Below are 22,832 nucleotides of genomic sequence, written 5' to 3' on the forward strand. Positions count from 1 at the left end.
CGCCGAGCGTCGTGGCCATCGAGCGTTCCCCCGTCGTGCGTGTCTCATCGATGCGTGTCCAGGTGCCTGCGATGCAGCCACTTGGGCAGCCCCGGCGCCTCCAGGAACCCCTCCGCCCGCGCCGACGCGAGGCCGATGCGCGGTAGGTCCGCGCTCTTCTCGAAGAGCAGGAACCGCGGCTCCCAGATGGGCCGGTACTTGGCGTTGGCGCGGTACAGCGACTCGATCTGCCACCAGCGCGAGAAGAAGCTGAGCAGCGACCGCCACAGCCTCAGCACCGGTCCGGCACCGAGGCGCGCGCCACGTTCGAAGACCGATCTGAACATCGCGAAGTTGAGTGAGACCTGCGTGATCCCGATCTCGTCGGCCCGCTGCAGCAGCTCGATGACCATGAACTCCATCAGCCCGTTGTCGGAGTCCCGGTCCCGCCGCATCAGGTCCAGGGACAGCCCGTGCGGCCCCCACGGCACGAAGGACAGCAGCGCCCGCAGCCGCCCCTCGGCGTCCGTGCACTCCAGCATCACGCACCGGCCGTCCCCGGGGTCCCCGAGCCGGCCGAGCGCCATGCTGAAGCCGCGCTCGGTGGCGCCGTCCCGCCAGTCGTCGGCACGCTCCACGAGCTGCGCCATCTCGTGGGCCGGGATGTCCTCGTGCCGGCGGACGCGCACCCGGTACCCGGCCCGCTTCACCCGGTTGTAGGCCTGCCGGACGGTGCGCATCGCCCGGCCCTCCAGCGTGAACTCGGCGACCTCCACGACCGCCTCGTCCCCGAGCTCCAGGGCGTCCAGACCGTGCCGGGAGTAGACCGTCCCGGCCTCCTCGCCCGCCCCCATGACCGCCGGGATCCAGCCGTGCGCCCGCGCCTGGGCGAGCCACGGGGCGATCGCCCCCGGCCAGGCCTCGGGGTCCCCGATCGGGTCCCCGGACGCGAGGCTCACCCCGCCGACCACCCGGTAGGCGACGGCGGCCTTCCCGGTCGGCGACCACACCACGCTCTTCTCCCGGCGCAGCGCGAAGTAGCCGAGCGAGTCACGGTCGCCGTGCCGCCCCAGCAGCTCGCGCAGCCGCTTCTCGTCGTCCTCGGTGAGCGGGTCGACGGCCCGCCGGGACCGGAAGGCGGCGTAGAACACGGCGAGCACGAGGGCCGTACTGAGCACGTTGATCGTCACGTTGGCCCAGTTGGGCGGGTCGATCCCGGGGAAGTGGGACTCCTCGGCCGCCACCGACACCAGGCGCAGGGTGCCGTAGTGCCAGCGCTCCGGGAACGTGGACCGGGCCGCGTCCGGCGCCTGGTTCGTGACCGTGACCAGCAGCCCGGCCAGCAGGCTCGCCACCAGCCCGCCGCCGACGGCCACCGTGGCCGCGAGCCGGGGGTTGGACCGGTCGCCCTTGGCGTAGAACTCCGGGCGGCCGGCGAGCAGCGCGCCGACGAAGGCGGCGGTCAGGGCGAGGGAGACCCAGTTCTGCGGGTACCGCCGGATCTCCGGGAACGCCATGGCGAACGCGAACAGCGCCAGGAACAGCCCGCTCATCACCAGGTTGAGGATCCACGCGGCCCGCTTGCGGCGCCGCATGGTGATCGCGAGGAAGGCGGTGAACACACCGGAGGCGAAGCCGGCCGTCAGCAGGTACGGCGTGAAGAAGTCGTCCTGGTTGTGCCGGCGCACGTCCTGGCCGAGCGAGACCCACACCGCGCTGAGGAAGTTGACGAAGGCGACGGTCCGCAGGTACCAGACGGCGAACGCGGCGGCCCGCCGGGAAGCCCCGGTGGACCGCCGCGCTCGCTCACCCGTCCGCGCCGCCTCGGCTCGCTGCTCCACGGCAATTCGGACATCTCCCATGGTGCAGGATCATATGGGTGCGGCTCCGGCGAACCGCACTTTTCAGCCCGTCGGCGGCATCGGCCTCACACGTCCTGCTCTTGCTCCGGCTCCTTCTCGGCCGCCGGCCGCTCGGGAAGCTCCGCCGCCAGCGCGGCGGCGCTCAGCACCAGCGGCAGCGCCAGCAGCGCGCCGACGCCCTCGCCGACCCTCACCCCCTGCTCCAGCAGCGGCTCCAGGGCCATCCGGTCCAGCGCCTTCGCCTGGCCCGGCTCCCCGCTGTCGTGCCCGGCCAGCCACCAGTCCGGCGCCCGGAACGCGACCCGCTGCGCGACCAGGGCGCACGCGGCGGCCACGACCCCGTCGAGGACCACCGGCAGCTTCCGCACCGCGCACTGCAACAGGAACCCGGTCATCGCCGCCAGGTCCGCCCCGCCCACGGTCGCCAGCAACTGCAACTGGTCCCCGAGCACCGGCCGGGCCCGCCGCAGCGCGTCGCGGATCGCCGCGCACTTGCGCATCCACGCCAGGTCGTCGATCGCCTCCCCGCCGCGTCCGGTCACCACGGACGCGTCGGTCCCGCACAGCGCCGCGACCAGCACCGCCGCCACCGTGGTCCCGCCCACGCTGACATCGCCGAGGACCACCAGATCGGTCCCGGAGTCGGCCTCCTCGTCGGCGACCGCGACACCCGCCCGCAGCGCGGCCTCGGCCTCCTCCGGGGTGAGCGCGTCCTCGACGTCGATACGGCCGCTGCCCCGCCGCACCCGGTGCCGCACCACGTCCTTGGGGAAGGCGTCCGGGTCGCAGTCCAGGGCCATGTCCACGACCCGTACGGGCACCTCCAGCCGGCGCGCGAGCACGGCCACCGGGCTCGTGCCCTCCAGTACCGCCCGCACCAGGTGCTCCGCACCGCCCGCGGGCCGCGCCGACACGCCCAGCTCCGCGACGCCGTGGTCGCCGGCGAACAGCACCACCCGGGGCCGCTCGACCGGCCGCACCGGCACGGTGCCGCGCGCGGCGGCCAGCCACTCGCCCAGTTCGTCCAGGCGGCCCAGCGCTCCCGGCGGCACGATCTGGCGCTCACGCCGGGCCTCGGCGTCTCGGCGCACGCCCCCGTCCGGGCGCTCGATCAGATCGGTGAAGTCGTCCAGATTAAGGCTGCTCATTCGCCGAACAGTACCGCCAGCGGACGAACACGCCCGCGCCACATCGCCACCACACCCCCATGACGTCTTTGCACCTCAGGGTGTGATCCCATACGTTCCGGTTTGCCGCGGAATGTCGCACAGGGAGCACGCCCATGCCGACCTCGCCCCTCACCCCGCAGATCACCACCCCCCACGACCCCTTCCAGGAGCCCCGCCGCGAGGACTGCCCCTGGTGCGGCTCCCCCCGCCTGCGCACCCGGCTGCGCGCGCCCGACCCGCTGCGCCACCGGTCGGGCAGGTTCGTCCTCGACGCGTGCCGGGACTGCGGCCACGCCTTCCAGAACCCCCGGCTCAGCGCGGAGGGGCTCGCCTTCTTCCACCGCGACTTCTACGAAAGACACCTGGAGGAGTTCGCCGCGCGGATCCTCCCCGCCCGTGCCGTGCGCCGCCGGCACCGCGCCACCGCCTGGCGGCTGTCCGCGCTGCGGGAACCGGAGAGCTGGCTGGACGTCGGCACCGGCCACGCCCGCTTCCCCGAGGCGGCGAAGGAGTTCTTCCCCTACACCAGCTTCGACGGGCTGGACCCGACGGCCCGGGTGGAGCAGGCGCTGCTGGAGGGCCGCGTGGAGGAGGCGCACCGCGGTTACCTCACGACCCCCGGCATGGCGGCCCGGCTGCGCGCCCGCTACGACGTCGTCACCCTGTTCCACCACCTTCAGCACGCGCCCGACCCGCGCGCCGAACTGCGCGCCGCGCTGACCGTGCTGCGGCGCGGCGGCCACCTGGTCGTCGAAGTCCCCGACCCGCGCTGCCTGTTCGCCACGCTGCTGGGCAGGTGGTGGCTGCCGTACGGCCAGCCGCGCCATCTGCACCTGGTGCCGCTCGCCAACCTCCGCGCCGAACTGCGGTCCCTGGGCTGCACCATCCTGGTCACGGACCGCACGAGCCCGCACGTGCCGTACGACCTCTCGGCGGCCGTCGCCCTCGCCGTGGCCCAGGCCCACCCGGTCGTCCAACTCGCCGCGGTCCCCGTCCAGGCCCTGGCCTCGGCCCTGGACCACGGGTGCGCTCCGCTGCTGCGGCGCACGCGCTTCTCCAACGCGTACCGGGTGGTGGCGCGGAAGGACGCGGGGTGAGCGTGGACACGGCCCCGCGCCCCTCCGGGCGCTGGGGCACCCCGTCAGCCCCGGAGCACCAGTGCCTGGCCCGCCACGACCAGCAGGACCTGTTCGCACTCGTTCGCGAACGCCGCGTTCAGACGGCCCAGTTCGTCCCGGTAGCGGCGGCCGGAAGCCGTCGCGGGGACGATGCCGGAGCCGACCTCGTTGGAGACCGCCACCACGGTCCGCCGAGTGCCCCGCACCGCGGCCGTCAGCTCCCGCACCCGCTCCCGCAACGCCTTCTCACCCCCGCCCGCCCACTCCGCGTCGTCCCACGCCCCCACGGAATCCATCACGTCCGTCAGCCACAGCGACAGACAGTCGACCAGCACCGGCGGCCCGTCCTGCGCGAGCACCGGCACCAGGTCCGTCGTCTCCGCCGTACGCCACGACCCCGGCCGCCGCTCCCGGTGCACGGCCACCCGGGCCGCCCACTCGGCGTCCCCGCCCCGCGTGCCGCCCGTCGCCACGTACAGCACCTCCGGGAACGCCTCCAGCCGCCGCTCCGCCTCCACCGACTTGCCCGAGCGCGCCCCGCCCAGCACCAGCGTCCGCCGCGGCACGTCCGGCACCTCCTCGTACGCCCCCACCACCAGCGTCGTACCGTCCGGCACCGCCCGCGCCCCCGCCGCCGCGAGCCGGCGCCGCAACTCCGGGCCGGGCGGCACATCGTGGTCCAGGTGGACGGCGAGCACATCCGTCGTGGGGCCGACCGAGCCGACCGCGCGGAGCCGGGCGAGCGCGTCGGGACGGCCCGCGACGTCCGCGAGGAGCATGTCGTACGACTCCGCCGTCGCCCCCTCCAGCCCCGCCGGCGCCCCGCCCGGCGGCAGGTACAGCAGCCGTTGCCCGTCCGGCCCGGTCACCGCGTACCCGGTGCCGCCCGCGTCCATCGCCACGGCCCGCACCCGGTGCCCCGTCAGCAGCGCCAACTCCCGCCCGTCCGGCACCCGGCCGGGCTGCGGCAGCCCGGCCGGGACCTCCACCGCCGGCCCGTCGTGCGGATGCGACAGCAGCACCTGCCGTACCCCGCCCAGTGACTGTCCGGCGCGGGCCGCCGCGAACGCCGCGCCCGGCGTCAGGTCCAGCAGCAGCGTCCCGTCCACGAGCGCCGCGGTCGCGGCCCGCGCGTCCGGCCCGAGCGCGGTCGCGCACACGGCACAGGAACAGTCGGGGCGGGGCAGTCCCGCCGGGGCGCCGGTACCGAGCAGAGTTACTTCCACGGACCGATTTTCGCCTGACCCCCGAGGTCTCGCGCGACCGGCCACCCGGATGATCCACCGCCTCTAACGGCCGACCCGGCGGAGCGCATACGCTGCGGGGGCAGGTGTTGGATCAAAGGAGGCCCAGATGACGGCATGGACGTGGCGGTTCGAGAAGGCCGACGGGACGGAGGTCCAGCCGGCGGTGCAGCCCGAGGAGTTCACCACGCAGGGGGATGCCGAGTCCTGGATCGGGGAGCACTGGAAGGCGCTGCTGGAGGGCGGGGCCGACCAGGTGCGGCTGTTCGAGGAGACGGCCGAGATCTACGGGCCGATGAGCCTGCACGCCGACGCGTGACCCGGCCGTGAACGGGGTGAGGAGGGGGCACCCTCCTCACTGCTCGCCCAGTGTCACCTCGACCGTCTTCTCGGTGCCGTCCCGCTGGTAGGTGACCGTGGTGCGCCGGCCCGGCTTGTCGCCCGCCAGCGCCTCGGCGAGTGAGGTGATGGTGGTGACGGGCCGGCCGCCCACCGCGGTGATGATGTCGCCGGCGCGCAGGCCCGCCCGGTCGGCCGCGCCGCCGGCGCGGACGGTGACCACCGCGACCCCGCTCGGCTGGTAGCGGTCGTTCACGACCGTCCGCGCGGTGATGTCGAGGGCCGCCCGCCCGGACTCGACGACCTTGCCCTCCCGGACGATCTGGTCGGCGATCGTCCGCACCATCGACGACGGGATCGCGAACCCGATGCCGGGCGCCGCGCTGTTCCCGAAGGTCGGGTCGGCCGCCGCGAGCGTCGGGATGCCGATCACCTGCCCCTGGAGGCCGACCAGGGCGCCGCCGCTGTTGCCGGGATTGATCGCCGCCGAGGTCTGCACCATGTTCGCGATCGTCGCGCCCGTGCCGCCGCCCGAGTCACCCTCGCTGACGGTCCGTCCGGTCGCCGAGACGATGCCCTCGGTCACGCTGGACGACAGCCCGAGCGGCGACCCCATGGCCAGCACGATCTGGCCGACCTGCACCTTCTCGGAGTCCCCGAACACCGCCGGCTTCAGCCCGTCCGGCACCCTGTCCAGCCGGACCACGGCGAGATCCTGCTCGGGGTAGGAGTAGACCAGGCTCGCGGTGAGCGGTTCCTCGTTGTTGGCCGTGGTCACCTGGAAGGTCTTCTCCGACCCGACAACGTGCGCGTTGGTGACGATGTGCCCCTTGTCGTCGTACACCACCCCGGAGCCCAGGTCCCGGCTCGCCTGGATCTGCACGACCGACGGCAGGACCTCCCGGATCACCTTCTGGTACTGGCTCTGCAAGTCGTTCGCGGCCATCGGCACGGCCGCCCGGGTGGCCGCCGCGGCGTCCCGCCCGGCCTGGGCGGCGGGGGAGGTGCAGCCGGCGGCGAGGGCCGCGCAGCACACCAGCGCGGCGGCCGGGACGGCTCTTCCAAGGGCACGCGCGCGGGTACGGGAAGCGTCCATGTCCCGAGTCTCACCGTGTGGTGATCATCCGTCCCGCGCTGTTCCCCCGAACGTGCTCAGCCCCGTACCCCGCACAGGTGCAGCAGCGCCGCCACCCCGCGGTAGGGGTCCGTGCGCCCGGCCCGCTCCTCGACCGCGAGCAGGGTCCCCAGGTCGTCCGGGAGCGCCGCGCCGTCCGCCGCCGTGTCCGTGAAGACCCGGACGCCGTACCAGGCGTGCAGCGGGGCGGCGATGCCGTCGAGCGTGGCGGTGAGGGCCGCCAGCCGGTCGGCCCGCACGTCCGGGCCGAGGCGGAGGGGGGTCCCCCCGTCCGAGTCCGTTCGAGGATGGGGGAGGTGGGAGGTGGTGTCGAAGGCGGCCAGGGCCCCCGACCAGTCCCCGGACAGGCCCGGACGCATGGCGAGCGCGTCGCCGTTGCGGACCAGGAGGGAGAGGAGACCGCCGGGCGCCAGCACCCGGGCCAGCCCCGCCACCAGGGGGTCGGGCTCCTCCACGTACATCAGCACGCCGTGGCACAGCACCACGTCGAAGCTGCCCGGCAGGAAGTGCACACCGGTGTCCCGCCCGTCGCCCTGCACCAGCCGCACCCGCTTCCGGATGCCCTCCGGCTCCCGGGCCACGGCGTCCCGCGCGGCGGCGATCATCGTCGCGTCCTGCTCGACCCCGGTCACATGGTGGCCGAGCCGGGCCAGCCGCAGCGCCTGCGTGCCCTGGCCCATCCCCACGTCGAGCACCCGCAGCCGCTGCCCGACCGGGAACCGCCCGGCTATCTGCTCGTCGAGCTGCCGGGCCACCAGTTCCTGGCACACGACATCCCGCAGGCCGCCCAGCCCGTCCAGCCAGGCATCGGCCGCGCCCCCGGTGAAAGCGTCAGCGCTCAGGGCCGCTCTCCGCGCTTGACCTGCGGCTTCGGCAGCCGGAGCCGGCGGATCTGCAAGGACCGCATCAGGGCGTAGGCGACCGCGCCACGCGTGTTCTCGTCCGGGAAGCGCTCCTGGAGCCGCTTCCTCAGCCGGAAGCCGCTGACCGCACCGTCCAGCACGATCAGCACGATCACGATCAGCCACAGCAGCAGCGCGATGCTCTGGATCGCGGGCACCCGCACCACGCTCAGCACCAGGATGACCACCGCGAGCGGCAGGAAGAACTCCGCCACGTTGAACCGCGAGTCCACCCAGTTCCGGGCGAACTTGCGGACCGGGCCCTTGTCCCGGGCCGGCAGGTAGCGCTCGTCGCCGCTGGCCAGCGCCTGGCGCTGCCGCTCCAGGGCCTGGCGCCGCTCCTCGCGCTGGCGCTTCGCGGCCTCCTTGCGGTTCGTCGGAGTACGGGCGACGCTGCGGCGCTGGGACTGGGCCTCACTGCGCTTGGGAGTGGGCCTGCCCTTCGGGGCCTGCGGGTCGCGGGGCTGCTTGGAGAGGGTCACCGGCGCCTTGTCGGCGGTCGGGGCCTTCTCTTCCTTGGCACGGCTACGGAACACAAAACCCAAGGGTAAGGGCTGCACCGGCATGGACCCCAGCCCGGTGGGGAACGATCCGGCAACACCGGACGTCTCTAGGGGGACAGAGGGGACACACAGAGGGCTTCCGGCGGCATCGGGGTGGATCACCTACTCCCTACGCCGGAGCGGAACGGTCCGCAGTCGTCCTCGGGGATGAGCGCATCACCCCGCGAACAGTGCGGTAATGGAAGCAGGGCCCGTACTGTGGGTCCTGTCGCAGGATCTGTGAGCTGGAGTCCGTCAGAAGGGGGCGCGCGAAGCCCATGAGCGGTGTCATGAAGCGTATGGGGATGATCTTCCGCGCGAAGGCGAACAAGGCCCTTGACCGGGCCGAGGACCCGCGCGAGACCCTCGATTACTCGTACCAGAAGCAGCTGGAGCTGCTCCAGAAGGTCCGCCGTGGCGTCGCCGACGTGGCCACGTCCCGCAAGCGCCTGGAGCTCCAGCTCAACCAGTTGCAGCAGCAGTCCTCCAAGCTGGAGGACCAGGGCCGCAAGGCGCTCGCGCTCGGCCGTGAGGACCTGGCCCGCGAGGCGCTGTCCCGCCGCGCCGCCCTCCAGCAGCAGGTCACGGACCTCGAAACCCAGCACGCGACCCTCCAGGGCGAGGAGGAGAAGCTCACCCTGGCGGCCCAGCGCCTCCAGGCCAAGGTGGACGCCTTCCGTACGAAGAAGGAGACCATCAAGGCCACCTACACCGCCGCCCAGGCCCAGACCCGCATCGGCGAGGCCTTCTCCGGCATCTCCGAGGAGATGGGCGACGTCGGCCTCGCCATCCAGCGCGCCGAGGACAAGACCGCCCAGCTCCAGGCCCGGGCCGGCGCCATCGACGAACTGCTCGCCTCCGGTGCCCTCGACGACCAGTCCGGCATGCACAAGGACGACATCCAGGCCGAGCTGGACCGGCTCTCCGGTGGTACGGATGTAGAGCTGGAACTGCAACGCATGAAGGCCGAGCTGGCCGGGGGCTCCCCGCAGCAGGCCATCGAGGGCGGCACCGGTCAGGGGCAGTCCCAGCAGCAGCCGCAGGACACCCCGCGCTTCGACAAGCAGTAGCCCGGCGCCGGGGCCCGAGCCGAGGAGGCCGACGTGATCGTACGGATCATGGGGGAGGGCCAGGTGACGCTGGACGACTCCCACGTCGTCGAGCTGAACAAGCTGGACGACGAACTGCTGGAGGAGGTGGAGAGCGGCGACGAGGAGGGCTTCCGCCGCACGCTCGGCGCCCTCCTCGACTCCGTCCGCCGGCTCGGCACCCCGCTCCCGGACGACGCGCTGGAACCTTCCGAGCTGATCCTCCCGGCGCCGGACGCGACGCTGGACGAGGTCCGGGAGATGCTCAGCGACGACGGGCTGATCCCGGGCTGAGGCCCCCGGCCGGTCCAGGCACAACGCAGGGGACGGGACGTCTGCCCGCCCCCGCCCCCGGTCGGCCCCCGCACCGCTCGGCGTCCGGTGTCTTCCGCTGCCCGGTGTCCGGTGTCGCCTGGTCCTCGGCGTCCGGTGTCTTCCGCTGCCCGGCGTCCGGTGCCGCCTGGTCCTCGGTCTCCGACATCGCCCGGCGTCCGGCACCGCCCGCACCGGCACCCTGCCGCCGGCCGGTGCCGGGACCGTACTGTGCACACCGTGAGCACTCTCGAACGCGCCCGCTGCGGCCTCAGGGCGCACCCCCTGGCGGCGGACGCGGCGCTCGCCGCCGGCGTGCTGGCCTGCATGGCCGCCGGTTCCTTCGCCGCGCCCCAGGGCCACCACGGTCTGACCTGGAGCATCCGCACCCCGGCCGTCCTCAGCCTCGTCCTCATGCTGGCCGGCGCGGCAGCGCTCGTCTTCCGGCGCCGAGCACCCAGGACGGTCCTCGCCGTCACCGGCACCGTCTCCCTGGTCGAGTGCGTCACCGGTGACCCCCGCGCCCCGGTCGCGATGTCCGCCGTCATCGCCCTGTTCACCGTCGCCGCGACCACCGACCGCTCCACCACCTGGCGCCTCGGCCTGCTCACCATGACCGTGCTGACGGCCGCCGCCATGCTCGCCGGCCCGCTGCCCTGGTACGCCCAGGAGAACCTCGGCGTCCTCGCCTGGACGGGCATCGGCGCCACCGCCGGCGACGCCGTACGCAGCCGCCGCGCGGTCGTCCAGGCCATCCGGGACCGCGCCGAGCGCGCCGAACGCACCCGGGAGGAGGAGGCCCGCCGCCGGGTCGCCGAGGAGCGGCTGCGCATCGCCCGCGATCTGCACGACGTCGTCGCCCACCACATCGCCCTGGTGAACGTGCAGGCCGGGGTCGCCGCGCACGTCATGGACAAGCGGCCCGACCAGGCCAAGGAGGCCCTCGCGCACGTCCGGGAGGCCAGCCGCAGCGCGCTCGGCGAGCTGCGCGCCACCGTCGGCCTGCTCCGCCAGAGCGGTGACCCTGAGGCCCCCACCGAACCCGCTCCGGGCCTGAGCCGCCTGGAGGAGCTGGCCGACACCTTCCGCAGCGCGGGCCTGCCGGTATCCGTGGCCCGCGCCGACCAGGGCACCGAACTGCCCGCCGCCGTCGACCTGGCCGCCTACCGGATCGTCCAGGAGGCCCTGACCAATGTGCGCAAGCACGCGGGTCCCGAGGCCGGGGCCGAGGTGAGCGTCGTACGCGTCGGGCCGAACGTCGAGGTCACCGTCCTGGACGACGGACCGGGCGAGCCCGGCGGCCCCGAGGCCGGCCGTGCGTCCGAGGACGGCGGCGGGCACGGGCTGCTCGGCATGCGCGAGCGGGTCACCGCCCTGGGCGGCACCCTGACCACCGGACCCCGCTACGGCGGCGGGTTCCGCGTCCATGCGATCCTGCCCGTCAAGACGACGACGGCCCAGGGGGAGCCCGTATGACCATCCGCGTCCTGCTCGCCGACGACCAGGCACTGCTGCGCAGCGCGTTCCGGGTGCTGGTCGACTCCGAGCCCGACATGGAGGTGGTCGGGGAGGCATCGGACGGTGCGGAAGCGGTCCGGCTGGCGAAGGAGCACGGCCCCGACGTCGTCCTCATGGACATCCGGATGCCCGGCACCGACGGCCTGGCCGCCACCCGGCAGATCGGCGCCGACCCGTCCCTCGCGCAGGTCCGCGTGGTCATCCTGACCACCTTCGAGGTCGACGACTACGTCGTGCGGGCACTGCGCGCCGGTGCCTCCGGCTTCCTCGGCAAGGGCAGCGAGCCGGACGAACTGCTGAACGCCATCCGGGTCGCGGCCGGTGGCGAGGCACTGCTGTCCCCGGCGGCCACCAAGGGCCTGATCGCCCGTTTCCTCGCCGGGGGCGACGACGGCGACGGCCCCGACCCCGCCCGCTCCGAGCGGCTCGGCACCCTCACCGGCCGGGAGCGGGAGGTCCTCGTCCTGGTCGCCGGCGGCCACTCCAACGACGAGATCGCCGAGCGGCTGGCGGTCAGCCCGCTGACGGTGAAGACGCACGTCAACCGGGCCATGGCCAAGCTGGGCGCGCGGGACCGGGCGCAGCTCGTCGTCATCGCGTACGAGTCGGGGCTGGTACGTCCGAGGATGGACTGATCTCCACCCGGGTCTACTGCGCGCGGAGTAGGGGGCGGCGGAGGAACGGGACCTGGGGCCTACGGAAGGGCCCTCCGGGATGGCTCAGGGTGGTGGAGACTTCTGCCGCTCACAGATGAGAGACCCTGACCCATGTCCTGGCTGTCCAGGTTCAGCCTTGCCCAGCGCGCCCTCGTCGGGCTCGTGTCCCTCATCGCGCTCGCCTTCGGGCTGATCGCGATACCCCAGATCAAACAGCAGCTGCTGCCCACCATCGAACTGCCCATGGTGTCGGTGATCGCGCCGTACCAGGGTGCCTCGCCCGACGTGGTCGAGAAGCAGGTCGTCGAACCCATCGAGGACAACCTGCAAGGCGTCGACGGCGTCACCGGTGTCACCTCCACCGCCAGTGAGGGCAATGCCGTGATCATGGCGTCCTTCGACTACGGCAACGACACCAAGCGGATCGTCTCCGACGTCCAGCAGGCCGTGAACCGGGCCCGCAACCAGCTCCCGGACGACGTCGACCCGCAGGTCGTCTCCGGCTCCACGGACGACATGCCGACCGTGGTCCTCGCCGTCACCTCCGACAAGGACCAGCAGGCGCTCGCCGACCAGCTCGACACCACCGTCGTGCCGGCCCTGAAGGACATCGACGGCGTCGGCCGCGTCCAGGTCACCGGTGTGCGCGACCTCCAGGTCACCGTCACCCCCGACGACGCGAAGCTGGCGCGGGCCGGCCTCACCCCGGCCGCGCTCGGCCAGGCCCTCCAGGCGGGCGGCGCGACCATACCGGCCGGCTCCTTCGACGAGGACGGCGCCAACCGCACCGTCCAGGTCGGCGGCGGCTTCACCTCGCTGGAGCAGATCAAGGACCTGATGGTCACCGGCGAGGGCGTGCAGCGGCCGGTGCGCCTCGGCGCCGTGGCCACCGTCGAGGAACGGCCCGCCCCGGCCGACTCCCTCACCCGCACCGACGGCCGGCCCAGCCTCGCCGTCAGCGTCACGATGGACCACGACGGCAGCGCGGTCTCCATCTCGAACGCGGTCGAGGACAAGCTGCCCGGCCTGCGCGAGGACCTCGGCGCGGGCGCGCGGCTCACGGTCGTCAGCGACCAGGGCCCGGCCGTGTCCAAGTCCATCAAGGGCCTGACCACGGAGGGCGCGCTCGGCCTGGTCTTCGCGGTCCTGGTGATCCTGGTCTTCCTCGCGTCGGTCCGCTCGACGCTGGTGACGGCGGTCTCCATCCCGCTGTCGGTGGTGCTGGCCCTGATCGTGCTGTGGACGCGCGGCCTGTCCCTGAACATGCTCACGCTCGGCGCGCTGACCATCGCCATCGGCCGGGTCGTCGACGACTCGATCGTGGTCCTGGAGAACATCAAGCGGCACCTCGGCTACGGCGAGGAGCGCAAGGAGGCGATCCTCACGGCGGTGCGCGAGGTGGCCGGCGCGGTCACCTCCTCCACCCTCACCACGGTCGCCGTGTTCCTGCCGATCGGCCTGGTCGGCGGCATGGTGGGCGCCCTGTTCGGCTCGTTCAGCCTCACGGTGACGGCGGCCCTGCTGGCCTCCCTGCTCGTGTCGCTGACGGTCGTGCCGGTCCTGTCGTACTGGTTCCTGCGCGCCCCCAAGGGCACCCACGAGGACGCGGCGCAGGCCCGCCGCGAGGCCGAGGAGAAGGAGGCCGGCAGCCGCCTCCAGCGGGCGTACGTGCCCGTTCTGCGGTTCGCGACGCGCCGCCGGCTCACCAGCGTGCTCATCGCGCTCGTCGTCCTGGTCGTCACGTTCGGCATGTCCGGCCTGCTGAAGACGAACTTCTTCGACCAGGGCGACCAGGAAGTCCTCACGGTCAAGCAGGAGCTGAAGCCCGGCACCAGCCTCGCCGCCACGAACGCGCAGGCCAAGCGGGTGGAGAAGCTGCTCGCCACCACCGAGGGGGTGAAGGACTACCAGGTCACCGTCGGCTCGTCCGGCTTCATGGCGGCCTTCGGCGGCGGCACCGACACCAACCAGGCGTCGTACCAGGTGATGCTGAAGGACTCCGCGTCCTACGACGACGTGCAGAAGCAGCTTGAGGACGGCTTGAAGAAGCTCGAGGGCATCGGTACGACCACCGTGTCGGCCGGTGACGGCTTCGGCGCCCAGGACCTCAGCGTGGTCGTCAAGGCGTCCGACGCCGAGGCGCTGCGGACGGCGGCGGAGCAGGTCCGCTCCACGGTCGCCGGCCTCGACCACGTCACGGACGTCACCAGCGACCTCGCGCAGAGCGTGCCGCGGATCTCGGTCAGGGCGAAGGCCGGGGCGGCGGCGGCCGGGTTCGACGACCAGAAGCTGGGCGCCGCGGTGGCGCAGGCCGTGCGCGGTACGACGGTGGCCAAGGCGGTCCTCGACGACACCGAGCGGGACGTCGTCGTGAGGTCGGCGAAGCCCGCGACCACGCTCGCCCAGCTCAAGGCGCTGCGCCTCGGTCCGGTGAAGCTCGGTGACATCGCCACGGTGAAGCTGGTGGACGGGCCGGTGTCCCTGACCCGCATCGACGGGCAGCGCGCCGCCACGATCACGGCGAGGCCGACGGCTGACAACACGGGTGCGATCAGCACCAAGCTCCAGTCGAAGATCAAGGACCTGAAGCTGCCGGCGGGTGCCACGGCCGAGATCGGCGGGGTCTCCTCCGACCAGGACGACGCGTTCAAGAACCTGGGGCTGGCCATGCTGGCCGCCATCGCGATCGTCTTCATGGTCCTGGTCGCGACGTTCCGCTCGCTCGCCCAGCCGCTGATCCTGCTGGTCTCCATCCCGTTCGCGGCGACGGGCGCGATCGGTCTGCTGCTCGCCACCGGCACCCCGATGGGCGTGCCCGCGATGATCGGCATGCTGATGCTGATCGGCATCGTGGTGACCAACGCGATCGTGCTGATCGACCTGATCAACCAGTACCGGGCGCAGGGCCACGGCGTGGTGGAAGCCGTGATCGAGGGCGGCCGGCACCGGCTCCGCCCCATCCTCATGACGGCGCTGGCGACGATCTTCGCCCTGCTCCCCATGGCGCTGGGCGTCACCGGCGAGGGCGGCTTCATCGCCCAGCCCCTCGCCGTGGTCGTCATCGGCGGCCTGATCACGTCGACCCTGCTGACGCTCCTGCTGGTGCCGACGCTCTACGCGATGCTGGAGCTCCGCAAGGAGCGCCGGGCCGAGAAGCGGGCGGCGAAGAAGCCGCCGGTGCCTCAGGACGCGCCGGAGCCGGCCGGAGTGTGACGGCATGACGAAGGGCCGGGTCTCGGCGGAGACCCGGCCCTTCCTGTCGTGCCGGGCAGGCGCGGGGTCCTACTGGGGAAGCGCGAGCATCCGCTCCAGCGCCAGCTTGGCGAACGCCTCCGTCTCCTTGTCGACCTCGATGCGGTTGACCAGGCTGCCGTCGGCCAGGGACTCCAGCGCCCAGACCAGGTGGGGGAGGTCGATGCGGTTCATCGTCGAGCAGAAGCAGACCGTCTTGTCGAGGAAGACGATCTCCTTGCCCTCCGGGGCGAAACGGTTCGCCAGCCGGCGGACCAGGTTCAGTTCCGTACCGATCGCCCACTTGGAACCGGCCGGGGCCGCCTCCAGGGCCTTGATGATGTACTCGGTCGAGCCGACGTAGTCCGCCGCCGCCACGACCTCGTGCTTGCACTCGGGGTGGACCAGCACGTTGACGCCGGGGATGCGCGCGCGCACGTCGTTGACCGAGTCCAGGCCGAAGCGGCCGTGGACCGAGCAGTGCCCCCGCCACAGGATCATCTTCGCGGCCCGCAACTCCTCGGCCGTCAGCCCGCCGTTCGGCTTGTGCGGGTTGTAGACCACGCAGTCGTCCAGGGACATCCCCATGTCGCGGACGGCGGTGTTGCGGCCCAGGTGCTGGTCCGGCAGGAAGAGGACCTTTGTTGCCGAGGGCTCCCCCTGCTCGAAGGCCCAGTCCAGGGCGCGCTTGGCGTTGGAGGAGGTGCAGATCGTGCCGCCGTGCTTGCCGGTGAACGCCTTGATGTCGGCGGAGGAGTTCATGTACGACACCGGGACCACCTGCTCGGCGATGCCCGCCTCGGTCAGCACGTCCCAGCACTCCGCGACCTGCTCGGCCGTCGCCATGTCGGCCATGGAGCAGCCGGCGGCGAGGTCGGGCAGCACGACCTTCTGGTCGTCGGAGGTCAGGATGTCCGCCGACTCGGCCATGAAGTGCACACCGCAGAAGACGATGTACTCGGCCTCCGGGCGCGCGGCCGCGTCCCGGGCCAGCTTGAAGGAGTCGCCCGTGACGTCCGCGAACTGGATGACCTCGTCGCGCTGGTAGTGGTGGCCGAGGACGAAGACCTTGTCGCCGAGCCGGGCCTTGGCGGCGCGGGCGCGCTCGACCAGGTCGGGGTCCGAGGGCGACGGGAGGTCTCCGGGACACTCGACGCCCCGCTCGCTCTTCGGGTCGGCCTCGCGGCCGAGCAGCAGCAGGGCGAGCGGAGTCGGCTGCACGTCGAGCTCCGGGGTCTGGGCGGTGGTCACCACACGCACCCTTTCTACTTTTCGTCTAACTGACGCTATCTATCATAACCGGTTCACGTCACTTTGACGATGGCCATAGCGTCCATGTGACGTGAATCCCGCTCCGGTCCCTCCGCGGGCCGCTGTCGGTGCCGGGGACCATGTGCGAGCATGAAGTCGGAAGCAGAAACGCGACAACGCGAATGCCCGGCCCGGAATGAATCCGCGGAAGCGCCGGTTGCACTCGTCGGCAAGCAGTCTCCGTACAACCCGGGAGAGATGTAGATGTCCGTATCGGACGAGACCACCACCGTCACCGACGGCATCATCCTGACCGACGCCGCCGCGGCCAAGGTCAAGGCCCTGCTCGACCAGGAAGGCCGCGACGACCTCGCGCTGCGCGTCGCCGTCCAGCCCGGCGGCTGCTCCGGCCTGCGCTACCAGCTCTTCTTCGACGAGCGCTCGCTCGACGGCGACGTCGTGAAGGACTTCGGCGGGGTCAAGGTCGTCACGGACCGGATGAGCGCTCCGTACCTCGGCGGTGCCACCGTCGACTTCGTCGACACGATCGAGAAGCAGGGCTTCACGATCGACAACCCGAACGCGACCGGCTCCTGCGCCTGCGGCGACTCCTTCAGCTGAGCCGACGGCCGGCAGAGCCGCACGCTCTGACGGCCGGGAAAGGCGGCGGTCCCCTTCCGGGGGCCGCCGCCTTCACCTTTCCCGCCCGGTCAGCGCGGCTGCGCCGACGCGTCCGGCCGCAGCGAGCCCGGCTTCGCCCTCGGGACCGCCTTGCCGTCCGTGCCGACCACCGTCCGCCCGTCCAGCGGCGCGTCCAGGGTCACCGTCTTCACGTACTCCTTGGCGATCAGGACGCACACCCGGCCCGGCCAGGGCCGCTCGGTGACCGTCACCGTCACCCGGCCGCCGCTCTCCCGCGCCGACGTCCGGTAGTCGGCGCACACCCCGCCGTAGAAGCTCAGGCTCAGCGTCCGCCCGTCGGCCGTATAGGCGTCCACCTTCACGCTCCGGCTCTTCCCGGGCGCCTGGGACGGCTGGGAGGGCTCCGGCGCCGGGGACGCGGACGCCGAGGTCAGGTACGCCGGGTCGACCGCCGGATACGTCACCGTGAACGCGCCGCCCGCCGTGGACCCCCGCACCTGGAACAGCCAGGACGGCACCAGCGTCTGCCGCCCGCCGACGGAGTGCGCGGCCAGCCCGAACACCGCCTTCTCGACCGTCACCGTGTCCCCGGCCGCCTTCGGCGCCCCCGTGGACGCGCCGCACGGCTGCTCCAGCCGGTCCTTCAGCGGCTCCGGGCTCGCGCACCCCCCGATCCCCATCCGGTGGCCGTCCCCCGAAGCCCCGTTCATCAGCTCCAGCGTCTTCGCCGCGCCCACCACGGGGTACGTGTCACCCTTCACCAGCGTCGCCAGCAGCCCGTGCCCGCCGACCAGTTCGCCGTTCCGGTCGACGGTCAGGCCGGTCGTCCAGCCGTACGTGGGCAGCCCGCCGACCACCGGCTCCGCGTCGACCACCCGCCTGGCACCCATGACCCGGCTCGCGTCGGTCCTCGCGCCGTCGAGCCCCGCCGCCCTCAGCACCGGTGCCGCCGCCCTCTCCGCCTCGGCCGCGCTCACCGGGTCGCCGGCCGGAGCGCCCGGGTCCTGCGCGCAGACGGTGACCTTCCGGCAGTTGTCGGTCCCGGGCGCGTACCGGTCGAAGCTCCAGCCACCCGGAGCGTCCCGGTTCACCGTCAGCCTCGGCCCGGAGCCGTCCTGCCCGCCGACCCGCCAGATCCGCCCCTCGGCCACCGGCGCCCCGTCGACCCCGAGCGCCTGCGCCAGCCGGACCACCCGCTCCCGGCCGACCTCGGCCCCCGGCTCGTACACCGGCGCCGAGCCGGGCCCGTCGGGCAGCTCGCCCCGCGCCACGTACCGGGCGCCGTACGGGTCCGGCTCCCCGGGTGCGATTCCGCCGGTGCCGGAGTGCGCCCAGCCGTCCAGGGTGAGCGGCGGGGGAGTGCCGTGGGCTCCGCCGGCGGCGGCCGGACCACCCGTACGGCCGTCCGTGCCGTTGCCCGTGGCGAGATAGGCGCCACCGCCGCCGACCAGCAGGACGGCCGCGGTGGCGACGGCGACGATGACGGCGGTGGGGCGTCGGCCACCCGGCTGCGGGGCCGCGGGGGACCGGTCGCGCCCCTCGGGGCCGCCGGAGTTCTCAGACCGCTCGGTGTTCACCGCATCGCTCCTCGCTGCGTCGTGTCCCGCGTCCCCTGCGCGGGGGACGGCGATGGGACGCGGGAGGGGAGCGCGCGGTTCCCGCTGCTCGCGCCCCGCGGTCAGTCGCCGTAGTCCGACATCGCGTCCAGCAGCCGCGCGGACCGCGCCGGCACGCGCACCCCGTGGATGAGGGACGGCGGCACCGGCCGGGAAGCGGGGTGCTCCGGGACCGCCCAGTGCGGCGCCATCCGGGCGCAGTCGCCGCGCAGCGCGGCGAGGTCGCCGTCGGGATCGGCCGGGGCGGAAGGGGTGACCTCGAGGTTCGTCATGCCCGCACCGTAGACACGGCCCGGCCTGCGGCAAAAGAGCTACTATCGGGTAGTTTCGCCAGCTTCAGTGGCGGCTCAGGACCGGGTAGCGTGAACTGTCAACGCAGCCTCCCGCAGGAGAACTCGTGCGTATCGCAGTCACCGGCTCCATCGCCACCGACCATCTCATGACCTTCCCCGGCCGCTTCGCCGACCAGTTCGTCGCGGACCAGATGCACACGGTTTCGCTCTCCTTCCTGGTCGACAACCTCGACGTACGCCGCGGCGGCGTCGGCGCCAACATCGCCTTCGGCATGGGCCAGCTCGGCACCGGGCCGCTCCTGGTCGGCGCCGCCGGCTTCGACTTCGAGGAGTACCGGGACTGGCTCGACCGGCACGGCGTCGACACCGAATCGGTCCGTATCTCCGAGACCCTGCACACCGCCCGCTTCGTGTGCACCACCGACGCCGACCACAACCAGATCGGCTCCTTCTACACCGGCGCGATGAGCGAGGCCCGGCTGATCGAGCTGAAGACGGTCGCCGATCGCGTTGGCGGTCTCGACCTGGTCCTCATCGGCGCCGACGACCCCGAGGCGATGCTCCGCCACACCGAGGAGTGCCGCTCCCGGAACATTCCGTTCGCCGCCGACTTCTCCCAGCAGATCGCCCGGATGGAGGGCGAGGAGATCCGGATACTGCTGGACGGGGCGACCTACCTCTTCTCCAACGAGTACGAGAAGGGGCTCATCAAGTCCAAGACCGGCTGGAGCGACGCGGAGATCCTGGGCAAGGTCGGCCACCGGGTCACCACGCTCGGTTCCCGGGGCGTGCGCATCGAGCGGGCCGGCGAGGACCCGATCGTCGTCGGCTGCCCGGAGGAGGAGCGCAAGGCCGACCCCACGGGTGTCGGCGACGCCTTCCGCGCGGGGTTCCTGTCGGGACTGGCCTGGGGCGTCTCCCTGGAGCGCGCCGCCCAGGTGGGGTGCATGCTGGCCACGCTGGTCATCGAGACCGTGGGGACGCAGGAGTACCAGCTGCGCCGGGGGCACTTCATGGAGCGGTTCGTGAAGGCGTACGGCGACGAGGCCGGCCAGGAAGTGCGGGCCCACCTCAGCTGATACAGCCCCGGGCCCCTTCGGGGCCGGTCAGCTCACCCGGCGTACCAGGTACGCCGTTCCCCCGGCCGCCGGCTCCTCCCCGACGTACTCCTGCCCCCGCATCTCGCACCACGCCGGGATGTCCAGGCGGGCCGCCTCGTCGTCGGAGAGGACCCGGACGGTCCCGCCCACCGGCACCCGGCCGAACACCTTCGCCAGTTCGATGACCGGGACCGGGCAGCGCTTGCCGAGGGAGTCGACGAGCAGTTCCTCCGCACTGCCCCGGGCGACCGGGGCGGGCGCCCCCAGCTTCTCCCGGACGCCCGCCACCGTCTCCGGCAGCACCTCCAGGAACCGCTCCACGTCCGCCTCCGCCGTGCCGGGCGGCAGGGACACCCGTACGTTCCCCTCGCTCAGCACCCCCATCGCCTTCAGCACATGGCTGGGAGTCAGCGTGCTGCTCGTGCAGGAGGAGCCGGAGGACACCGAGAAGCCGGCCCGGTCCAGCTCGTGCAGCAGCGCCTCGCCGTCGACGTAGAGGCAGGAGAACGTGACGATCCCGGGCAGCCGGCGCACGGCGTCGCCGACCACCTCCACGTCCGGCACCAGCTCCGGCACCCGCGCCCGGATCCGCTCCGTCAGCCCCCGCAGCCGTACCGCCTCCTGGGCCGCCTCGGCCCGGACCGCGCGCAGCGAGGCCACGGCCGCCACGATCGCCGGGATGTTCTCGAACCCGGGCGCCCGCCCCGACTCGCGCTCGTCCACCGGCCCTTGGACGGCGAACCGCACGCCCTTGCGTACGACGAGCAGTCCGATCCCCGACGGCCCGCCCCACTTGTGCGCGCTGGCCGCGAGCAGCGACCAGTCGCCCTCGACCGGCCCCCAGCCCAGCGACTGCGCCGCGTCCACCAGCAAGGGCACCCCGGCCGCCCGGCACACCTCCGCCACCTCGGCCACCGGCTGCACGGTCCCCACCTCGTGGTTGGCCGACTGGAGGCACGCCAGCGCGGTGTCCGCCCGGAGCGCGGACGCGTACCCCGCCGGGTCGACGGCTCCCGCCCGGTCGACGGCCACCCGGGTGACGGTCCCGCCGTCCGCCTCGAACACCTCCGCCGAATGGAGGACGGAGGAGTGTTCGACGGACGACACGATCAGGTGGCGTCCCACCCGCCGCCGCCCGGCCAGCGCCCCCGCGACCCCCGTGTGCAGGGCCCGGGTGCCGGACGACGTGAACACCACCTCGTCCGCACGGCAGCCGACGGCCTCGGCAGCCGCCTCCCGCGAGGCGTCGAGCAGCATCCGGGCCTTGCGTCCCTCCCGGTAGAGCCGGGCGGGATCGGCCCATCCCTCATCCAAAGAGGCCAACAGGGCCTGACGGGCAACGGGATGGAGGGGAACGGCGGAGGAAGCGTCGAAGTAGGCCATACGGCAACGTTAAGACCCTGGTGGAGGCGGCCGGCCCGGGGCGCGAGGCCGTGACATCAGGGGCTCCGCCGCGGGGCGCGACCAGCCACAACGCACCCGCAGCCGCCAATCAAGCGAACCACCCGGGTTAGTAGGCACCCCTCCCCGCGAACCCTCGGAGAGGGTGGGCTAGGGTTTGGTCCGCATAAACATCCAAACCCCTGCCCGACGCAGGGCGGCGACCGACCAGCGAGAAGGCCGCAGCCGACCGCGCGGGCGAGACTCTCGGGAAGGCGCTACGTGAGTCCCAACGGCTCCGACCGCTCGCCGCGGCGCCCGATGCGGCGGAAGCTGCTGCAGGCACTGACCGCGGGCCTGGTCCTGGCGACCGCAACCGGTTGCACATACAAGGACTTCCCCCGCCTTGGCATGCCCACCCCGACCACGGAAGAGGCTCCGCGGATCCTCTCCCTGTGGCAGGGCTCCTGGGCTGCCGCGCTCGCCGTCGGCGTGCTGGTGTGGGGCCTGATCCTGTGGAGCGCCATGTTCCACCGGCGCAGCCGCACCAAGGTCGAGGTTCCTCCGCAGACTCGGTACAACATGCCGATCGAGGCCCTGTACACGGTGGTCCCGATCATCATCATCTCGGTGCTCTTCTACTTCACGGCCCGGGACGAGTCGAAGCTCCTGGACACCTCGAAGAAGCCCGACGTCACGGTCAACGTGGTCGGCTTCCAGTGGAGCTGGGGCTTCAACTACATCGAGAACGTCCCTGGTTCCTCCGGTGACGCCAAGACCGACAAGAACCTGGACGCCATTCCGGACCAGCTGCGGAACCAGTTCCCGGCCAACGCCGGCGGTGTCTACGACGTCGGCACGCCCGGCACGCGGAACCCGCAGACGAACAACCCCGGCCCGACGCTGTGGCTGCCCAAGGGCAAGACGGTCCGCTTCGTCCTGACCTCGCGTGATGTCATCCACTCCTTCTGGGTGGTGCCGTTCCTGATGAAGCAGGACGTCATCCCCGGTCACACCAACGCCTTCCAGGTGACCCCGAACAAGGAGGGCACCTTCCTCGGCAAGTGCGCCGAGCTCTGCGGCGTGGACCACTCCCGGATGCTGTTCAACGTGAAGGTCGTCTCCCCGGAGCGCTACGCGCAGCACCTCAAGGAGCTCGCGCAGAAGGGGCAGACCGGTTACATTCCGGCCGGCATCGCGCAGACGAGCCACGAGAAGAACCAGAGGACGAACAACCTGTGAGCATCCTCAACGAACCCCAGGGTGCCGCGGCAGCTGAAGGCTCGCACGCCGACGAGCTGCCGGTCCGGCGCAAGCAGCCCGGCAATGTCGTGGTGAAGTGGCTGACGACCACCGACCACAAGACGATCGGCACGCTCTATCTGGCGACGTCGTTCGCGTTCTTCCTGATCGGCGGCGTGATGGCGCTGATCATGCGCGCCGAGCTGGCCCGGC

20 protein-coding genes and 1 pseudogene are annotated in these 22,832 nt (G+C 72.7%); 11 read left to right on the forward strand and 10 right to left on the reverse strand.

Translation table 11 applies throughout. The features are described from left to right. Positions 1–44: 44 nt before the first annotated feature. Both IE294_RS33645 and cobT read right to left on the reverse strand, forming a co-directional pair. Complete coding sequence (locus IE294_RS33645; RefSeq protein ID WP_229917548.1) at positions 45–1,841, reverse strand: phosphatidylglycerol lysyltransferase domain-containing protein; 1,797 nt, start codon at positions 1,839–1,841, stop codon at positions 45–47. 65 nt (positions 1,842–1,906) lie between these two features. Then, positions 1,907–2,989: a nicotinate-nucleotide--dimethylbenzimidazole phosphoribosyltransferase gene (gene cobT, locus IE294_RS33650; protein WP_189892431.1), complete on the reverse strand. Its 1,083-nt coding sequence runs from the start codon at positions 2,987–2,989 to the stop codon at positions 1,907–1,909. Positions 2,990–3,123: 134 nt separating this feature from the next. Here cobT and IE294_RS33655 point away from each other — a divergent pair, with 134 nt between their 5' ends. Then, on the forward strand, positions 3,124–4,107 hold the full coding sequence (locus IE294_RS33655) for a class I SAM-dependent methyltransferase (protein ID WP_189892433.1): 984 nt from the start codon (positions 3,124–3,126) through the stop codon (positions 4,105–4,107). Positions 4,108–4,151: 44 nt separating this feature from the next. Here IE294_RS33655 and IE294_RS33660 read toward each other — a convergent pair whose 3' ends face one another. Then, positions 4,152–5,354: a bifunctional adenosylcobinamide kinase/adenosylcobinamide-phosphate guanylyltransferase gene (locus IE294_RS33660; RefSeq protein WP_189892435.1), complete on the reverse strand. Its 1,203-nt coding sequence runs from the start codon at positions 5,352–5,354 to the stop codon at positions 4,152–4,154. 127 nt (positions 5,355–5,481) lie between these two features. Between IE294_RS33660 and IE294_RS33665 the strand changes: the two genes are divergently transcribed. Continuing rightward, the gene (locus IE294_RS33665; protein WP_030658323.1) at positions 5,482–5,691 is read left to right on the forward strand and encodes a hypothetical protein; all 210 of its coding nucleotides are present in this window, start codon (positions 5,482–5,484) and stop codon (positions 5,689–5,691) included. Positions 5,692–5,727: 36 nt separating this feature from the next. Here IE294_RS33665 and IE294_RS33670 read toward each other — a convergent pair whose 3' ends face one another. The 3 genes from IE294_RS33670 to IE294_RS33680 form a co-directional block, all read right to left on the reverse strand. Beyond that, positions 5,728–6,807, reverse strand: a complete 1,080-nt coding sequence (locus IE294_RS33670) for a S1C family serine protease (RefSeq protein WP_189892437.1) — start codon at positions 6,805–6,807, stop codon at positions 5,728–5,730. Between the two features lie 56 nt (positions 6,808–6,863). Further along, positions 6,864–7,601 (reverse strand): class I SAM-dependent methyltransferase, encoded by a 738-nt coding sequence (locus IE294_RS33675; RefSeq protein WP_189892467.1) that lies wholly within the window; start codon positions 7,599–7,601, stop codon positions 6,864–6,866. A gap of 83 nt (positions 7,602–7,684) precedes the next feature. Beyond that, positions 7,685–8,314: a DUF3043 domain-containing protein gene (locus tag IE294_RS33680; RefSeq protein ID WP_189819340.1), complete on the reverse strand. Its 630-nt coding sequence runs from the start codon at positions 8,312–8,314 to the stop codon at positions 7,685–7,687. Positions 8,315–8,580: 266 nt separating this feature from the next. On the opposite strand from IE294_RS33680, the gene IE294_RS33685 reads away from it, so the two are divergent. The 5 genes from IE294_RS33685 to IE294_RS33705 all read left to right on the forward strand — a co-directional run bounded on the left by IE294_RS33685 (position 8,581) and on the right by IE294_RS33705 (position 15,077). Continuing rightward, positions 8,581–9,360 (forward strand): PspA/IM30 family protein, encoded by a 780-nt coding sequence (locus IE294_RS33685; RefSeq protein WP_078611732.1) that lies wholly within the window; start codon positions 8,581–8,583, stop codon positions 9,358–9,360. A gap of 33 nt (positions 9,361–9,393) precedes the next feature. Next, complete coding sequence (pspAA, locus tag IE294_RS33690; protein WP_189892439.1) at positions 9,394–9,672, forward strand: PspA-associated protein PspAA; 279 nt, start codon at positions 9,394–9,396, stop codon at positions 9,670–9,672. A gap of 258 nt (positions 9,673–9,930) precedes the next feature. Beyond that, positions 9,931–11,166: a sensor histidine kinase gene (locus tag IE294_RS33695; RefSeq protein WP_189892440.1), complete on the forward strand. Its 1,236-nt coding sequence runs from the start codon at positions 9,931–9,933 to the stop codon at positions 11,164–11,166. Then, positions 11,163–11,843, forward strand: coding sequence for a response regulator (locus IE294_RS33700; RefSeq protein WP_014672248.1), 681 nt, complete (start codon positions 11,163–11,165; stop codon positions 11,841–11,843). Before IE294_RS33695 ends, IE294_RS33700 begins: the two co-directional genes overlap by 4 nt. Before the next feature lie 132 nt (positions 11,844–11,975). Beyond that, entirely contained in the window at positions 11,976–15,077 is a 3,102-nt protein-coding gene (locus IE294_RS33705; protein ID WP_189892442.1) for an efflux RND transporter permease subunit, read from the forward strand. 69 nt (positions 15,078–15,146) lie between these two features. Here the strand turns inward: IE294_RS33705 and nadA are convergent, their stop codons facing one another. Beyond that, positions 15,147–16,346 carry a quinolinate synthase NadA gene (gene nadA / locus IE294_RS33710; protein WP_189892444.1) on the reverse strand — a complete coding sequence of 400 codons (1,200 nt, stop codon included), beginning with the start codon at positions 16,344–16,346 and terminating at the stop codon, positions 15,147–15,149. 264 nt (positions 16,347–16,610) lie between these two features. Here nadA and IE294_RS33715 point away from each other — a divergent pair, with 264 nt between their 5' ends. Beyond that, positions 16,611–16,967 (forward strand): iron-sulfur cluster assembly accessory protein, encoded by a 357-nt coding sequence (locus IE294_RS33715; protein ID WP_030340884.1) that lies wholly within the window; start codon positions 16,611–16,613, stop codon positions 16,965–16,967. Between the two features lie 89 nt (positions 16,968–17,056). Here IE294_RS33715 and IE294_RS33720 read toward each other — a convergent pair whose 3' ends face one another. Together IE294_RS33720 and IE294_RS33725 are read right to left on the reverse strand one after the other, a co-directional pair. Then, on the reverse strand, positions 17,057–18,565 hold the full coding sequence (locus tag IE294_RS33720; protein WP_189892446.1) for a hypothetical protein: 1,509 nt from the start codon (positions 18,563–18,565) through the stop codon (positions 17,057–17,059). Between the two features lie 101 nt (positions 18,566–18,666). Further along, a complete protein-coding gene (locus IE294_RS33725) occupies positions 18,667–18,876 on the reverse strand; it encodes a hypothetical protein (protein ID WP_189892448.1) in 210 nt (69 codons plus the stop codon). Between the two features lie 125 nt (positions 18,877–19,001). On the opposite strand from IE294_RS33725, the gene IE294_RS33730 reads away from it, so the two are divergent. After that, positions 19,002–19,976, forward strand: a complete 975-nt coding sequence (locus tag IE294_RS33730) for a carbohydrate kinase family protein (RefSeq protein ID WP_189892450.1) — start codon at positions 19,002–19,004, stop codon at positions 19,974–19,976. Between the two features lie 27 nt (positions 19,977–20,003). Here the strand turns inward: IE294_RS33730 and IE294_RS33735 are convergent, their stop codons facing one another. Next, entirely contained in the window at positions 20,004–21,380 is a 1,377-nt protein-coding gene (locus tag IE294_RS33735) for a cysteine desulfurase/sulfurtransferase TusA family protein (protein WP_189892452.1), read from the reverse strand. Positions 21,381–21,659: 279 nt separating this feature from the next. On the opposite strand from IE294_RS33735, the gene ctaC reads away from it, so the two are divergent. Beyond that, complete coding sequence (gene ctaC / locus IE294_RS33740; protein WP_041665120.1) at positions 21,660–22,619, forward strand: aa3-type cytochrome oxidase subunit II; 960 nt, start codon at positions 21,660–21,662, stop codon at positions 22,617–22,619. Continuing rightward, positions 22,616–22,832, forward strand: a pseudogene (locus IE294_RS33745) (aa3-type cytochrome oxidase subunit I); the annotation flags it as partial. The gene ctaC and the pseudogene IE294_RS33745, both read left to right, overlap by 4 nt.

Source organism: Streptomyces canarius (assembly GCF_014650735.1).
Lineage (GTDB): Bacteria > Actinomycetota > Actinomycetes > Streptomycetales > Streptomycetaceae > Streptomyces > Streptomyces olivaceoviridis.